The organism is Pannus brasiliensis CCIBt3594 (assembly GCF_036688125.1).
Taxonomy (GTDB): domain Bacteria; phylum Cyanobacteriota; class Cyanobacteriia; order Cyanobacteriales; family Microcystaceae; genus Pannus; species Pannus brasiliensis.
In genome coordinates this window covers 24,948-40,316 of record NZ_JBAFSM010000034.1, presented here as the reverse complement: position 1 = coordinate 40,316, position 15,369 = coordinate 24,948, and the positions used below count along the sequence as shown (strand labels likewise).

General features: G+C 48.1%; 11 protein-coding genes. 5 read left to right on the top strand and 6 right to left on the bottom strand.

All coding sequences use genetic code 11. The annotated features are described in order from the left end of the window. Positions 1-104 precede the first annotated feature (104 nt). The 6 genes from V0288_RS16550 to bchL all read right to left on the bottom strand — a co-directional run bounded on the left by V0288_RS16550 (position 105) and on the right by bchL (position 5,108). Entirely contained in the window at positions 105-1,001 is an 897-nt protein-coding gene (locus V0288_RS16550; protein WP_332866241.1) for a tetratricopeptide repeat protein, read from the bottom strand. Between the two features lie 223 nt (positions 1,002-1,224). After that, entirely contained in the window at positions 1,225-1,596 is a 372-nt protein-coding gene (locus V0288_RS16545; protein ID WP_332866240.1) for a hypothetical protein, read from the bottom strand. Between the two features lie 96 nt (positions 1,597-1,692). Continuing rightward, positions 1,693-3,093 (bottom strand): ferredoxin:protochlorophyllide reductase (ATP-dependent) subunit N, encoded by a 1,401-nt coding sequence (bchN, locus tag V0288_RS16540; RefSeq protein ID WP_332866239.1) that lies wholly within the window; start codon positions 3,091-3,093, stop codon positions 1,693-1,695. 16 nt (positions 3,094-3,109) lie between these two features. Then, positions 3,110-3,496: a DUF5331 domain-containing protein gene (locus V0288_RS16535; RefSeq protein ID WP_332866238.1), complete on the bottom strand. Its 387-nt coding sequence runs from the start codon at positions 3,494-3,496 to the stop codon at positions 3,110-3,112. A gap of 161 nt (positions 3,497-3,657) precedes the next feature. Beyond that, on the bottom strand, positions 3,658-4,050 hold the full coding sequence (locus tag V0288_RS16530; RefSeq protein ID WP_332866237.1) for a DUF5331 domain-containing protein: 393 nt from the start codon (positions 4,048-4,050) through the stop codon (positions 3,658-3,660). A 185-nt stretch (positions 4,051-4,235) separates the two neighbouring features. Beyond that, the gene (gene bchL / locus V0288_RS16525; protein WP_422661999.1) at positions 4,236-5,108 is read right to left on the bottom strand and encodes a ferredoxin:protochlorophyllide reductase (ATP-dependent) iron-sulfur ATP-binding protein; all 873 of its coding nucleotides are present in this window, start codon (positions 5,106-5,108) and stop codon (positions 4,236-4,238) included. 1,569 nt (positions 5,109-6,677) lie between these two features. Between bchL and V0288_RS16520 the strand changes: the two genes are divergently transcribed. The 5 genes from V0288_RS16520 (at position 6,678) to V0288_RS16500 (ending at position 14,617) form a co-directional block, all read left to right on the top strand. Beyond that, positions 6,678-8,984: a GumC family protein gene (locus V0288_RS16520; RefSeq protein ID WP_332866236.1), complete on the top strand. Its 2,307-nt coding sequence runs from the start codon at positions 6,678-6,680 to the stop codon at positions 8,982-8,984. A gap of 252 nt (positions 8,985-9,236) precedes the next feature. After that, positions 9,237-10,388 (top strand): EpsG family protein, encoded by a 1,152-nt coding sequence (locus V0288_RS16515; protein WP_332866235.1) that lies wholly within the window; start codon positions 9,237-9,239, stop codon positions 10,386-10,388. A 163-nt stretch (positions 10,389-10,551) separates the two neighbouring features. Further along, the gene (locus tag V0288_RS16510; RefSeq protein WP_332866234.1) at positions 10,552-11,913 is read left to right on the top strand and encodes a flippase; all 1,362 of its coding nucleotides are present in this window, start codon (positions 10,552-10,554) and stop codon (positions 11,911-11,913) included. A 728-nt stretch (positions 11,914-12,641) separates the two neighbouring features. After that, positions 12,642-13,364, top strand: coding sequence for an FkbM family methyltransferase (locus tag V0288_RS16505; RefSeq protein ID WP_332866233.1), 723 nt, complete (start codon positions 12,642-12,644; stop codon positions 13,362-13,364). After that, on the top strand, positions 13,361-14,617 hold the full coding sequence (locus tag V0288_RS16500) for a glycosyltransferase family 4 protein (RefSeq protein WP_332866232.1): 1,257 nt from the start codon (positions 13,361-13,363) through the stop codon (positions 14,615-14,617). The genes V0288_RS16505 and V0288_RS16500 overlap by 4 nt, the downstream gene beginning before the upstream one ends. Positions 14,618-15,369: the final 752 nt, after the last annotated feature.

Here is a 15,369-nt window from a genome sequence, read left to right as displayed (position 1 = left end):
CAGAAAAATAGGATAAAGGAGAAAGGTGAAGGGATTAGATAAGTGGTCTTTTCCCTTTTCCCCTTCCCCTTTTCCCGAAAAACTCCCTCGCCCAGCCGCTACCCCTACGGGTTAGAAGGGTTCGCGCGTCCTAACTCGATATAAGACCGGACATTGCGAATCGCGCGGGTGGCATATTCATCTCCCGGACGTTCGCGCATCGCCTGATTGAAATAGGTGAGCGCGTTGGAGTATTTGCCCCGTTCGGTGGCTTCATAGCCGAGTTGCATATAGCGATCGTAATCGGTTACGGTTTGTCCGGCGGGGCGGTTCTGCTGGTTCTCGCGGGCGATCGAGTTCTGGGCGTTCTGGACGGCGAGCGTTGCCAGTCGATCGTTCGGTTTCTCGTAGAGCGCGCCGAGGAAATACCGGTAAGCGGTCTCGTTATCCTGACGTTGTTGGGCGGCGTAACCGAGACGCATATAGCGATCGTAGGGGGATTCCCCGAAATTCGTTCTCGATAGCGTTGTATTCCCCGTATTCGGCCCCCCAGTGCCGGCGATATAGGTGGAAACGTTGCGGAGGGCTTGCGTGGCGTAGGTATTGCCGGGACGTTCCTGTAAAGCCCGCTCGAAATTGACGTAGGCGGTATTGTAGTCCCGGCGTTTCGTCGCGTCGTAACCGATTCTCATATAGCGATCGTAATCGCTTTCCCGTCGGGCGGTCCCGCTATTCTGTTTATTCAGCGCGTCTCTAGCGTTCCAGTAGGCGATCGTCGCCTCCCGATCCTGTGGGTTATAGTAGAGGGCCTGACGGAAATAATTCGCGGCGAGGCTATAGTCTTTCCGTTTCATGGCCGCGTAACCCAAGCGCATATACTCCGGGTAGGACGACGGATTGACCATCGGCAAACTCGGCGGGGGAGAGGGAGACAGCGACGGGACATTCTGCGCGGCGAGGGGAAGGGCGACGGCGATCGGGAGAGCGATCGACAGGGTGAGGAAGGGGACTAGATATTTCATGATTCTCCTAAAAAAATCCTTTTAAATCGTTATTTTCGAGAGTAATAGACGTGAGATCGTAACGATAGACTCGCGTGCGGGTTCTATCGCGGGGATACTTCCGCGCGTGACGATTTTTCCGAGCCTTGATGACGGGGTACGGCGATCGGCCGGGGTTAAACCGTTTCAGAAGAGTTTGAAAAACGCTAAAATCGTTCGATTTCCTCTTTATTCTGTCGGAACTCTAGCTTTCCCAGCATCCGTCAGGAGTGGGAATTCGATCAATCGAGGTGGGATGGGTTTCGGGGGTAAACAGGGCGATCGTCTCGCGGGCGATCGTTACAGAGAGGGCTAGGGCGATCGAGAGATGTTGGATAAATACTCGATAGTCTTCCAGAGATACGGAGTTTTTTTCTAAGAAAATCCCTCTTTCTATCATCGCGTCCGTGATTTTCGCCAATTGTACAAAGTCCTCTAACGACAGTTTCTCTTTTTCGAGGACTTCGGTAATGAATTTTCGACCGGATAGAATTGTTCGGTTTTTCGGGGCGATCGAACTGAGGGATCGATCGTAGAAAATCGGTTTAAAAAAAGAAATTTTTAAACGGTATTTCAAAATAATTTTTTCTACAGATTTCTCGCTCCCAATGCCCTAAAAATAAATAGGGTGAGCATCGCCCACCCTACCATTCTAATCAGCTTTAAAAGAGTGCTAGACTTTCGCGGACTCCTTAACCAACTTATCCCAGCCTAATTCCTTCAGGTTCGTATTCCGGCGGAGGGGACGGGTAGCGAGTTCCAAAATATCGCGCGCGTTGGTGAAGCCGTGGATTTGCGCGAAGGTGAACTCTACCGACCATTTCGTATTAATTCCCCGCGCTTCTAACGGGTTCGCGTGGGCCATCCCGGTAATCACTAAATCCGGTTGTAACTCGTAAATCCGTTGAATCTGATTATAATTATCGGGTTTCTCGATAATTTTCGGAACGGGAACGCCCATATCCTGACAGGTTTTCTCTAGTAACGCCAGTTCCGCCGCCTGATAGCGTTTATCCATGTAGGGAATGCCGATTTCCGGGCAAGTCATGCCGCAACGGATAAGGAAACGCGCGAGGGAAATTTCGAGAAGATTATCCCCCATGAAGAAAACCGATTTACCGCGAATGAGTTGAATATAGTCCTCCAAACTCTCCCAGATTTTCGCCTCTCTTTCCTCCAGTCCTTGCGGTTCCACTCCCAACACGGAACAGATTTTTTCTATCCACGCGCGGGTTCCGTCGGGGCCGATGGGGAAGGGCGCGCCGATAAGTTTACATTTCCGACGACGCATTAAAGTTGTGGCGGTACGGGAGAGAAAAGGATTCACCCCAGCGACATAATAGCCTTCCTCGATGACGGGTAATTCGGTGAAGCGTTTCGCGGGTAGCCAGCCGGAGATTTTCACACCCTGTTTCTTTAATTCTAGGGTAAGGTTGGTGACGATCGGATCGGGAACGGAACCGAATAATACTAAAGGAGGATGATCTTTATATTCCGATTCCTCGTGTTTGACCTCTTCTTTTTTGCGGCCGAAGGTGAGGAGTTTTTGTATGGCGTTCCGTTCTTCTTTTTCTTCCTCGTGTTTCACCGTTTCCGGGCATTTATGCACCATCGATGCGAGTACGGTATCCTCTCCCTGGGTGAACGCGTAATCGAGTCCGTTGGCGCGCGCGGTGACGATGGGAATGCCGATTTCGGCTTCTAGTTTCGGCGCGAGTCCTTCCAAATCCATTTTGATAATTTCGGTGGTACAGGTGCCGATGAAAACGATGACGCTAGGGTTTCGGTCGCGTTTAATCTGTAAGCAGAGTCGTTTTAATTCGTTGTAATCGTTGAGTTGCGCGGAGATATCGCCTTCTTCGAGTTCGGCCATCGCGTATCTCGGTTCGGCGAAAATCATGACCCCCATCGCGTTCTGTAGGAAGTAGCCACAGGTTTTGGTTCCGATGACGAGGAAGAAGCTATCTTCGATTTTTTGGTACAGCCACGCGACACAGCTAATCGGGCAGAAGGTATGATAGTTCCCGGTCTCGCAATCGAATTGTAAGGCGCTCGGTTCTTGAATGGCGGTCATGATTTTCGGTTCTCCTTTAATTTTGGTTGCGGAATTGGTTTAAATATTCGGTGTCGGGGTCGATAGTCGATTCGGGAAGTAAAGGAATAATTTCTGCTTCTTGGATTTTTGAGCGTCTTTCTTCTCGTTCTTTGAGTTCGTCACGAGGATCGAAATCGAGTCCCAAGGTTTTTACTACTCGCTCTCCATCCGAATCAATATCGACTAAAGGAATGAGAAAATCGATTATTGCTGGTTCTAGCAAAGAAACAGCAGTTAGGATAACTTTAGCGTTGGGACGTTTACTTCTACTTTGTACGCATTCAACCCAACAAGCTAACTTAATGATCCAATATTGATTAATCTCATAGTAATCTAACCATTGATCCTTAAGTCTAGCTTTTATCTCCTCGAAGTTGCTCATTTTTTCCTCTTTCTGAAGAAGGATATTCGTTGGTTAGGGATCGAAATTTGGGGTTCCGTTCTTAAAATTCTCCATGACGAGGCAAAAATTATCATCTTCGTAACGTAGGGGGTGGTTTCCAAGTGGATTCGATCGCTTTTACCTGTACTAAATTCATAATTTTAAACTCCTGAATTACGAAATTGATTTAGATATTCGGTATCGGGGTCTATAGTCGATTCGGCCAGAAGCGGAACGGCTTCAACATCTTGGATTTTGGCGAGTTCTTCCGTTCGCCTTTCAAGTTCTTCTTCTGGATCAAAGTCCAAACCTAATGAGCGTATAATGTGATCCGAGTCTGGTGAAAGCGTCAACAAAATAGGCATTAAGTTCGCTAAATCTGGAGATAAACCAGATAAAACACCTAAGATAAACATGGACAAAGGACGATAGCCACCGTCATTAGTTTTTTTGCAAAAATTTGTCTTGTTTATTTCACGAATCAAAATAGAATTTGCTTGGCAATATTTTAACCAGATTTCTCGCACATTCGCTTTAAAGTCTCCAGATAGCATGACCTTACCCTTTCTGAATAATGGTGGTTGTCGGTTAGGAATCGAAATTCGGGTTTCCGTGTTTAGAATTCCCGATGACGACGCGAGATTCACCATTATCAGAAAGTCCGTCTCGGTGTTGGCGAGATTGAGGGGGTGGATTACGCTGTCGCTAATCCACCCTACGGGATTATGGGGGGACGGGGTTAGACCATCATGAGATCTAATTCTTCTTCTGCGGTGGGGGGTTTGGGTTTATCGGTGTTGAGGTAGAAATCGGAGAGGAGGGTGAAGAGTTCGCGGTCTTGGGCTTCTTTGGGGATGACTCCTTCGGGTTTGGCGAGTATTTGGTCGGCGATGTTGAGATAGTAATCGCAAACGTAATTTAACATCGGGTCTTTGTCAGCCATCTCGAAAAGGGTTTGACCTTTGACTCGGGAGACGCGGATATCTTCGATGAGGGGTAATACTTCTAAAACGGGCATGGGAACGTGATCGATGTATTTATTAATTAAATCCCGTTTCGAGGTGCGATTGCCGATTAATCCGGCGAGTCGGAGGGGATGGGTACGCGCTTTTTCCCGTACCGAGGCGGCGATGCGATTGGCGGCGAAAAGGGCATCGAATCCGTTGTCGGTGACGATGATGCAGTAATCGGCGTAATTGAGGGGCGCGGCGAATCCCCCGCATACCACGTCACCGAGGACATCGAAGAGGATGACATCGAATTCATCGAAGGCGTTGAGTTCTTTGAGGAGTTTGACGGTTTCGCCGACGACGTAGCCACCGCAACCCGCGCCCGCCGGAGGTCCGCCGGCCTCGACACATTTCACGCCCGCGTAACCCTCGTAAATCACGTCCTCGGGCCAGATGTCCTCGTAGTGGAAGTCTTTTTCCTGTAGGGTGTCGATGATGGTGGGGATAAGGAAGCCCGTGAGGGTGAACGTGCTATCGTGCTTGGGATCACAGCCGATCTGTAGGACTTTTTTGCCTCTTTTGGCTAACGCGGTCGAAATATTACAACTGGTGGTCGATTTGCCGATGCCGCCTTTTCCGTATACCGCGAGGGTCAATGTCATGGCCGGGTCTCCTAAAACGCTTCTGAATGGGGGTTTGTTTATGCCGCGTCGATGGCCGCGCTCTCGATCGAATTATTGACCATGTTCCCACCCCTGAAAAGAGCTTCGATTTTTGCGAGATAGTGATATAAAGAGATTTTAAGCATTAAAAAGCTTTAAATCGTTTAAAATGCATCAAAGACCAAAGCAGAGATAATATATAGCTTGTAAAAAGCTTTGTATGTTTTTATTTTAATAATAAAAGACAATAAACAAATATTTTTTCCGGGCTACTGCGACGATGGCGCGGGAGGGTGAATAGACCGCGGGGAGGGGGGAAACGAGGATTGTAAAGCCACCGATGAGCGGGATCGGGGATTTTCGTGAATAATCATTACAGTTTTCGATCCGGGCCGGGGGGAGGCCTGGGGGAGCGTCGCCCGGTCGATCGGGCGATGCCGTAGTAGAATAGGGGCGATCGAGAGATAATCCCTATCCGGGAGATCGTATCGATCGCCACTAGACGGTCAATTTTTTCGCTATCCTGTTTTTCAAGGATTATTCCCCCGAATTTCTCTTCTTACCCCCGATAAGGCGGCGTGGACTTCGCACCGTCAACGCGAGAAAAACCTAGACCGTCCATCGCCGGCCGGTAATCATTGTTTCCTTGTCCCTGGACAGAAGGAAAACGGATTTCCGGGTCGAGCGAAAAAATTCACGGTTTCCTGGAATGTCGGGGGTAAAATGTTCGATAGGTTACGTTTCGGGCGCGCGAGTCGCGCTACTACCGTAGATTACGGTGTTGAAGGTAAGGGCGCGCGGCAACAGCGCGTTTTTCGATAAGATGGGCGGATTCCCAGGACACCGAAATCCCATCGACTATCCGGGTTAAATACTTTCGCGATCGTCCATGAAAAACTTATTCCGTTCTAATCCCGCTTTCTGGGGCTATCTATTTCTCGGAACCCTGCTCGTGACCCTTGGGGTGTATATTTTTCGAGGGATCGGATGGTTATCCTTTCTTCCGGGAGGAGTGATTTTATGGCTGATTTTTCTCTCGATATTGACGGGAATCTTATACGGGAGGGGGAAGACGCGGAGATTTTAGCGTTCGAGCTATCTATCCCTGGAGCGAGTGGCACTCTCGTCCATAAGTCAAAAAATATCTATCTAAAGGGGGATGCAATCGTATTTTACCGGTTTTCGATATTTTTAGATTTATCTTTTAACGAGCGTTACCGACACGTTTCTCCGAGGGCGATCTCTTTTCCCCGCGCCGATCCGGGCCGAGCGGATCGAGTCCCGGACGATCGAGAGACCGTCCCGCGAAAACTAACGACAATAATCGATAAATTCACGTTTTATGATATACTCTTGAATGACGAAAATTGCTCCCGCTCTCGATCGGGTTTTATTTCGGGTGGGAAGCGTCTAGGGGATCGGGGAACCCTACGAAAAAGGGAAACATAAAAATAACTTATGACTGACGCGGATCGAACCCGATTCGGGATCGTCTCGCGCTCTCTGTAAAAAATTATCGCTCGATGCCTTATTTATTGCCGACAACGTTTTTGAATTGTCTTAACAACGATGAACAACTACCAAAATGGAAACAATGGCTCTCTAAAAACGAAACCTTTGGAGACCTTCCAAATCGTATCGCCTCCCTCCCTCGTTAAAGCGGTGGCTCCCGAGGAAGAGGAATTAAATATCCGCCAATTGTTCTCGGTAGTCAAACATAGGGCGCTGTTAATCTCGATCATTACTTTGGGCGTGACGGCCGCGATCGGAGTGTGGAGTTTTCTGAAGTCCCCCGTCTATCAAGGTAAATTTTTATTGTTAATCGGCAAACCGATCGAGGAAGACAAAGCCAAACTGCAAGTACAGGAGATTTTACCCCAACTAGGGGGAGAGGAAATTGATTACGACACTCAAATCCAAGTGTTGAGCAGTCCCCAAATTCTCGCTCCCGCGCTCAAGACTCTCCAGCGTCAATATCAAGGGTTCGACTACCAAGATCTTATTAAGAAAAAAGGGAAATCCCCCCTGAATATTAATCAATTAAAAAAGACAAAAGTTCTGGAGATCACTTACGAAGATCGAGACCCCAAAAAGATTGAAAAAGTTTTAAAAATTTTAGCGGACTCCTATCTACGCTATAGCGCTCAAGAGAGAAAAACCGAGATCAATCAGGGGCTAGATTTCGTGACCGCCCAACTGCCCCTGCTGTACGAGAAAGTGAACCTCCGCCAGCAACAGATGCAACAGTTCCGGCAGAAATACAACTTCCTCGATCCCGAGAAAGCCGCCCAGCGTCTATCCGAGCAGTTCGCGGCGGTAGAGAAAGAGTATATCGAGGCGAAAGTGGCCCTGAGCGAGGCGAATTCTCGCTATCAACTTCTCGAAAAACAAGTGGGTTTAGACCCGGATCGGGCGATTATCGCGACCTATTTGAGTGAATCCCCCGGCTATCAAGAACTTCTGAAACAATTTCAGGCGGTGGAAGTAGAACTCGCCAAACAATCGGCGATCTATGCCAGCGACAGTCCGATGATCGCGACCTTGCAGGAAATGAGAGCGAATTTACTCCCCCTACTCCAGAAAGAAGCGCGAAAAGCCGTCGGGGGGAAATTGCCAGAAACCGAGGTCGATCGATCGCCCTCGATCGTCTCCCCGAGCGATCTGCGGGTGGAACTGACCAAAAACTTAATCCAAGCCGCCAACGAGCGGGAGACCTTACAGATTAAAGTTCGATCGCTGGCCGACGCTCTCAAGGCGCAAAAATCCCAGGTGAAGAATCTAGCCACTCTCGCCCGACAGTATACCGATTTACAACGAGAGGTAGAAATTAGCACCGAGAGCTTGAATCGCTTCTTGGAAGAGCAACAGAAGCTACAACTGAAAGTGGCGCAACAGGTCGTTCCCTGGAAAATTATCGCGCCCCCGGAGGTGCTGGACCGTCCGGTCTCCCCGAAAACGACCCGCGATCTCGCGTTAGGCATAGTCGGCGGCCTGGTCTTAGGATTGGGAGCCGCTTTTCTCGCCGAACGACTCGACCCGGTTTACCATTCGATCGAGGAGATCAAGGAAGATACCAAACTCCCGATTCTAGGATCGATTCCCTGGCAAAAAGATCTCGGCACGATCGAGAAAGTGTTAGTCAGCAACGTCCCGCGGCTGAAGATCGGCGAGCGCTCGATCGACTTAGGTTCTTCCCGCTCCCCCAAAAACGCCGTCGTTGGCTCTTATCAATCCAGCGCCTTCTCCGAAGCTTTCCGCACGCTCACCACGAATATTCGCTTGCTCGGTGCCGATTCCGCCCTAAAATCCCTGGTTTTTAGTTCGGTGAGTCCGGGAGACGGTAAAACCACCGTCGCGGTCAACCTAGCTAAAGCCGCCGCCGCGATGGGACAGCGAGTGCTGTTAGTCGAGGCCGATTTACGACGACCGCAAGTACACGTCCGGCTGAATCTCGACAACGATTACGGACTCAGTAACGTGATCGCCACGGGTTTAGACTGGCGAGAAGCGATTAAAACCCTTCCGGGGTACGAAACCCTATCGATCGTCACCGCTGGAGAAATCCCTCCCGATCCGACGAGACTACTCTCCTCGCGGAAAATGCAGGATTTAATGACCGAGTGGCAGAACGACGACTCTTTCGATTTAGTGATTTACGATTTACCGCCGATTTCCTCCTTTGCCGACGCGAGAATTCTCGCCGCTCTGACGGCGGGAATCATCTTGGTAGCCAAGATCGGCAAGACCGATCGCTTCGCGGTGAGAAATTTGATCGAGGAGTTAAAACTCTCTCAAATCACCGTTCTCGGCGCGATCGCGAATAATGTTAGCCGGAAAAATCACGGTTACGGATACTATGGTTACTACAAGAGCTAACGAGGCATAGTACGGGGCGGTTCGGGAAAGGCTTCTCGTTCCGATTCTTCCGGATGATGTACCGCCCCCCTCGATTTCCCTTGGCTGAAAACGACTTCGGATGAGGTTATCGGGGTCGGGAAACACGATTAGAAACGGTGAGCGGGATGATTTTCCCCGTCGGCAATCATCCCCGGCTAGAAATTGTCAAGGGCGCTTTCTCGATCGAGTCTACAGCTTCACTAACGATTGTCGCGGAAAGGTAACTGTCTGATGCTACAAGCTGAAACGCCATTTATATTACTCGAAATTATCTACTTAATTGCCGTAATCATTTATTGCGTGTATCCCGTTAGGGTTATCTTATATGCTTCTTATATTTTGGCGGGATTTAAATGGTCTATTTCCTCTCTTGGAACTTTCGATATAACGGCCTATCAAGGTGAATACGATGGATTGAAAGATTACTTTGATTGGGGTGGGGAAAGTTTATTCGGCTCGGAAAGCTCCTTCTGGAAATTGATTTATATCGCCAAAAATCTAAATATATCTCTAACGATATTTCACGCGTTAGAAATCATTCTTTATCTCGTTGCCATCTCGTTCTTTTTGAAAGCGTTTTTTCCCGATAAAAAAGCGAATAAACTCAGCCTGGTATTCGGTTTTTTCGGAACGGGGAGCGAAACCTGTTTCTATCTTCTACGAGAGTTACTAGCCACCAGCTTTCTGCTCTTCGGCATGGGGTTTTTATTCAGGCAGAAACCGATCAAAGCGCTATTGACAGCGTTCTCCGGGCTTTTGTTTCATTCCTCACCGATCTTGTATCTCCCCTTTTTCGTGAGCGGTATGGTAGCCGATCGATTTGGCAAGGAGGGGACTTCCAAAAAAATCGATCGCGAGAAAATAATTTTTCTAGCGTTATTATTCGTTATCTATGGATTTTTGTATATAGCGATTAATGACCAAACACTCTCCGTGTCGGTACTGAACCTTGTATTCGGCGAGGAAACACTCTATGTCTCCAAGTACGAGGGTTATCAATCTTACGCGGGAGAGGAAGGTTGGAGAGACGAGTCGGCTTTCGGTTTTTTAACCCTCGTGATGTTAGCTTTTTTGTTGTTCGTAAACGTTCTGAGACCTTGGATATTGCTGAAAAGTAAGCTGTGGCTTTTCTATACCCTTACTATCACGCTCTGTATTTTTCGTTTTCTTTTTGAATTAGCCAGGGCTACTTGGTTATCCAGCCGCTTACCGATCGACTTTTTTCTCCAAACCTCTTGCTTATTATTAGTGTTGGAAATAGCGGGTAAAAAAGACCAAAATCGTATTATTTTGGGCGCGAGTATTGTTCTGTTCTTGCTCTCGATTCAAAGGATTGTCAATGGGTACGAGGCACACGGTATGTTCGTGTACCCTTGGCAATAAACCCTGGTGGATCGACGAGCGAGTCGGGGGAAGGAAAGAGCTTGAATTGTTGAGGGTAAACCCGGCCGATACCATAGAGATCGGCTACCGAAAAATCAGTTAGTTCGGTGGTAATCTTATCGATCGATGGTATACTGACAACAATAATTGCCGCAACGAGAGAATGTTAGATAGAGTACAGAAAATATCGCGGGAGCTTAGCCCCGGACTCCGGAAAATTATCGGCAACGTTGGCTGGTTATTCGCCGAGCGTTTGCTGATGATGATCGTCAATTTTCTGGTCAGTGTTTACGTAATCCGCTATTTGGGCGCGGGGAATTTCGGGAAATTAAGTTATAGTCTTAGTTTGGTTATCATCTTCAGCGCGATCGCCAATTTAGGATTAAACGGTATCGTCGTTCGCGAGGTAGTTCGAGAAGAAAAAAACGCCCCGGAGATTTTGGGAACCGCTTTCGTATTAAAGTTAATTGCCAGCCTAGCCACGATCGCTCTAATCGCTCTGTCCATCGTGTTATTTACCAATCAGCCCGATACTAGATCGATGACGGTCGTGATCTCGATCGGTTTAGTATTTAGCGCGTTTGACGTGATCGAGTTTTGGTTCGAGTCCCAAGTTCTTTCGAGAGTCACGGCTATTTTGAGAACGATGCAAACGATTCTCAGTTCTATTGTGAAATTTATCTTAATCGCCGGTCACTTGCCGCCGATCGCGTTCGCCTGGTTGGTTCTGGGGGAAAATACTTTTAAGGCGCTGGCCATGTCCGTGGCTTATATCCGACACGACCAATCGTTACGAAAATGGCGCGTGAACTGGTCAAAAGGATGGGAAATGCTACAAGATTCCTGGCCTTTGTTGTTATCGACCGGGATGATCCTGATCTATATGAAAATCGATCAGGTAATGCTCGGGAATATGTCCACGGTTTCGGCCGTAGGGAATTACGCCGCGGCGGTTCGATTTTCGGAGGTTTGGTATTTTATTCCGATCGCGATCTGCTCTTCTCTCTTCCCGAGCATTTTCCGATCGAAACAGAGAAGCGATCGAGAATACTATTCTCGGTTACAAATTCTTTACGATCTGATGGCGTGGTTCGCGTTCTCGATCGCGATTCCCATGACTTTCCTTTCCACCCCGCTCATGGTCACTTTACTGGGCCCCACCTACGTCGAGTCGGGAGAAATTCTCACCTTTCATATTTGGTCGGGTTTGTTCGTGTTCTTGGGCCACGCTCAACACCAGTGGTTGATGGCAGAAAATATCAATCAATTTAGCCTCGCGAAAACCTCGCTCGGCGCGCTATCTAATATTTTACTCAATTTCTGGTTAATCCCCCATTATCAAGGAGTGGGAGCCGCGATAGCCACCACGGTTTCTTACTTTATCTACTCGCATATTTCCTGTTTACTGTTTCCGCAACTTCGTGCCAATGGTTGGATGCTAACAAAAGCTTTATTTATCCCCTTTAGAATTTCGCAAAACATTCAGTATTTCAACACGATTAAAAAAGTGATTGTAAAAGCGTAAAAAGGCGAGCTACCTCGCTTCTCAAAAATCCGCTCTCAAAAATCCGCGGTACCTTCCCCTCTCGCGCGAGCGCTTCTTGTCTAAAACCGGGAAATCCGTGCCTCATCTTTTCGGAAAAAGACGGTAACGTCCCGACTACCCGTTCGATATTCCCTCGCGCTCTCTACTAGACTATCTAGCCGAACGGGTGAAATTATTCGGGCTGATTAAAGCCGAACGGAAACGAGAGAGAGCTAGAGGCTCTTGCCCGGAAAATTCGAGAGGCGATACCTCGGGTATTTTTACGGCGGGAAGAGCTTTAATAGTCGCTCGGTTGAAGTTGACAAATCCCTAGGCATCTGTTATGCTTATCCCGAAAACTGACGAACTCTTAAAAAATGATCGTTAGGTGTTAAACTCTTATTAAACCGTGGCGAGCTTCGCGAATGTTTATTACAGCGTTTTTCAGTCCACAAACCTCATGTTGGGGTGTGTAGATAGATCCGCCGATCTCCTAGCGCCTCGATTTTGTTCTTTTTGATCCTGCCATCGATACCCGCACCATTTTTTTCGATTTTTCCATCCTGTATCGGTGTCTGGAAACCTCTCCCGATCGGGAATTTACCCTGATTATAAATCTAGAAAAATGGTTGTATCTCTCGCGTGGCTTAGTAGGTTTTGAGCTAAAATCGATTAACCTAAACATCGATCGTTCCTGACAAATTATTTTCTGGATAACCTAACTATCAATGCTGAAAAACTCCTTAAAAAGAATTGTTAGAAGCTTGGGATTTGAAGTCAAAAGGTATAACCTGAATAATTCCCAAGTCGCGCTAATCGGACATCTCTTGAAGTATTATAATATCGATTTAGTTTTCGATGTTGGCGCGAACGAAGGACAGTACGCGAGGTTTCTGCGAGAGTGCCAATATACCGATCGGATTGTTTCTTTCGAGCCACTTTCTAGCGCGCGCTCCCGATTAGTTGCCGCGAGTCGGAACGATCCGCGGTGGGAAATCGCCCCTCAAGTCGCCATCGGCGATCGGGAGGGCGAGATCACCATTAATATCTCGGAAAATAGTCTCAGTAGTTCCGTGCTTCCGATGTTGGATACTCACCTCAAAGCCGCTCCCGAATCCGCTTTTCGCGGCTCGGAAGTCGTCCGATTGAGCCGGTTAGATATTGTCGCGAAAGACTATCTTAAAGATGACGATCGAGCGATCTTTTTAAAGATCGATGTCCAGGGTTTTGAAAAGCAGGCGATCGAGGGGGCGGCCGGCATCCTTCCTCGGGTCAAAGGAATTCAATTAGAACTGTCCCTGGTTCCCCTTTATGAAGGGCAGGTTCTCTGGCAAGAAATGCTAGATCTTTTGCAAGAATTAGGATTTAGTCTCTATTCGATTAGTCCCGTTTTTAACGACCCCGAAACGGGAAGAGCGCTTCAAATTGATGGAGTTTTCTTTAAATCATGAAAATTTGTCTGCTCAGTAAGTCCGACGGACGGGGCGGCGGCTTTTCGGCCGCTTACCGACTCCATCAAGGATTGCTCCGATCGGGGGCCGACTCGATCATGCTCGTACACGATGGAACCCGTGGCGATCGCTCGGTTTTCTTCCCGAAGAGTAAATGGGATCTCGGTTTAACCAAACTCGCCTCTACCTTGGATGAATTGCCCTTATCCCTATACAAACAAAGGCAACCGGGGATATTCTCGCTCCAATGGTTTCCCGATCGCCTTACCCATCGACTAGCCCGGATCGCCCCCGATATTCTGAATCTACATTGGATTAACACCGCATTTTTACGGATCGAAACCCTGGCCAAATTTAACCGGCCGATCGTCTGGACACTGCACGATATGTGGCCGTTTACCGGGGGGTGTCATTATAACGGGGAATGCGATCGTTACACCGGTTCGTGCGGTGCCTGCCCTATGCTCGGAAGCCATCGAGACCTAGATATTTCCCGTTGGGTTTGGCATAGAAAAGCCAAGGCTTGGAAAAATCTGAATATGACCCTCGTTAGCCCGAGTCGGTGGTTGGCCGATCGAGCGAGAGCTAGTTCTCTGTTTCAAGATTTTCGGATAGAAGTTATTCCGAACGGTTTGGATATTCAACAGTATAAACCTATCGATCGAAAAGTCGCGAGAAATCTACTGGGATTACCGTTAGATAAACCGATCGTTCTTTTCGGGGCTATCTCCGCTACCGGCGATTCTCGAAAGGGATTTCACCTACTCCTACCCGCTTTACAAAAACTCGCTCACCGGACAACCGGGGAAAATCGTCCGGAGTTAGTTGTCTTCGGCTCGTCCAGTCCGGCCGATCCCCCGGATTTCGGATTGAAAACTCATTACCTGGGCAAATTTCAAGATGATCTTTCCCTCGTTTTACTCTACTCCGCGGCGGATGTTTTTGTCGCTCCCTCCCTACAGGATAACCTCCCGAACACGATCGTGGAATCCCTAGCCTGCGGGACTCCCTGTGTCGCTTTTAATATTGGAGGAATGCCCGATCTGATCGATCCCGGCGAGAACGGATATTTAGCGAAACCCTTCGATATCGAAGATCTAGCCGAGGGAATACTGTGGGTGCTAGAGGAGCCGGAGAGATACGAGAGGTTACGCGGTAACGCGCGAGAAAAAGTAGAGCGGGAATTTAGTTTGGAATTGCAGGCGAAAAACTATCGATCGCTCTATGAAGAACTCTGTATATCTTCAAGCTAACTGTATTCTTGCCGGATAGGAGATCGGACGATCGATAATTTTCTTGGCAAGAGTGAAAAGGTTGTTTACAGTCTATAACTCGGTGAAGCGATGTCTCGCGCCGCGCCTCGCGTTGTGACCGATGTTGGTAGCCCCGCGTGGATAGTGGGGAACACGGGAAAAGTCGTTCCCCCGAGAGAGTCCGATCGACTAACGCGAGGATGGCGAGACATAATCGATGTAGATACCGAAAAAAAAACTCGATCGGGACGGTTAGCGAGAGAGAGGATTTTTCGGGATTTTTCTATCGAGAAAAGTTCCAGTGAATATAATCATTGATATACCGCGTTTCTCCAAAATTCGCGATACATTCCCTCGGGCATGAGTGCCTTTTGAATCTTGTCCCCTCGGGGAGCCTATACATCATCTCTAGGAAAAAGGCTGTAACCAAATTTTGTTACTATCTAATCCCTGACAAGGCAAGGTCTTATCGAAATGAGTAATATACCGCATCTCTCAAAAATCTACGGTATATTACTCTTTTGCCTATTACCCCCTCCGGGAAACCTTACCCCATCGCCGAGAAAAAAGGCTGTAATTGGCGATTTAAAAGCAAAAAATAGTTAACGGGCAATACGCCGCTCTTTACAAATAGAAATTAATCTTATTCCGAAAACCCCATCGGAAAACTGAATAAGCTCGTGTGTCGCTCGATGAAAATTTAAACCCGCGAGATTGACAAGCGAGTTTCGAGTAACCCGAACAACGATCTA

Excerpts from the sequence above, each read along its gene's own strand:
- V0288_RS16520 (WP_332866236.1), top strand. The coding sequence starts at position 6,678 with ATGAACAACTACCAAAATGGAAACAATGGCTCTCTAAAAACGAAACCT.
- bchN (WP_332866239.1), bottom strand. The coding sequence starts at position 3,093 with ATGACCGCCATTCAAGAACCGAGCGCCTTACAATTCGATTGCGAGACC.
- V0288_RS16510 (WP_332866234.1), top strand. The coding sequence starts at position 10,552 with ATGTTAGATAGAGTACAGAAAATATCGCGGGAGCTTAGCCCCGGACTC.
- V0288_RS16535 (WP_332866238.1), bottom strand. The coding sequence starts at position 3,496 with ATGAGCAACTTCGAGGAGATAAAAGCTAGACTTAAGGATCAATGGTTA.
- V0288_RS16505 (WP_332866233.1), top strand. The coding sequence starts at position 12,642 with ATGCTGAAAAACTCCTTAAAAAGAATTGTTAGAAGCTTGGGATTTGAA.
- V0288_RS16515 (WP_332866235.1), top strand. The coding sequence starts at position 9,237 with ATGCTACAAGCTGAAACGCCATTTATATTACTCGAAATTATCTACTTA.
- V0288_RS16500 (WP_332866232.1), top strand. The coding sequence starts at position 13,361 with ATGAAAATTTGTCTGCTCAGTAAGTCCGACGGACGGGGCGGCGGCTTT.
- V0288_RS16550 (WP_332866241.1), bottom strand. The coding sequence starts at position 1,001 with ATGAAATATCTAGTCCCCTTCCTCACCCTGTCGATCGCTCTCCCGATC.
- V0288_RS16530 (WP_332866237.1), bottom strand. The coding sequence starts at position 4,050 with ATGCTATCTGGAGACTTTAAAGCGAATGTGCGAGAAATCTGGTTAAAA.
- bchL (WP_422661999.1), bottom strand. The coding sequence starts at position 5,108 with ATGACATTGACCCTCGCGGTATACGGAAAAGGCGGCATCGGCAAATCG.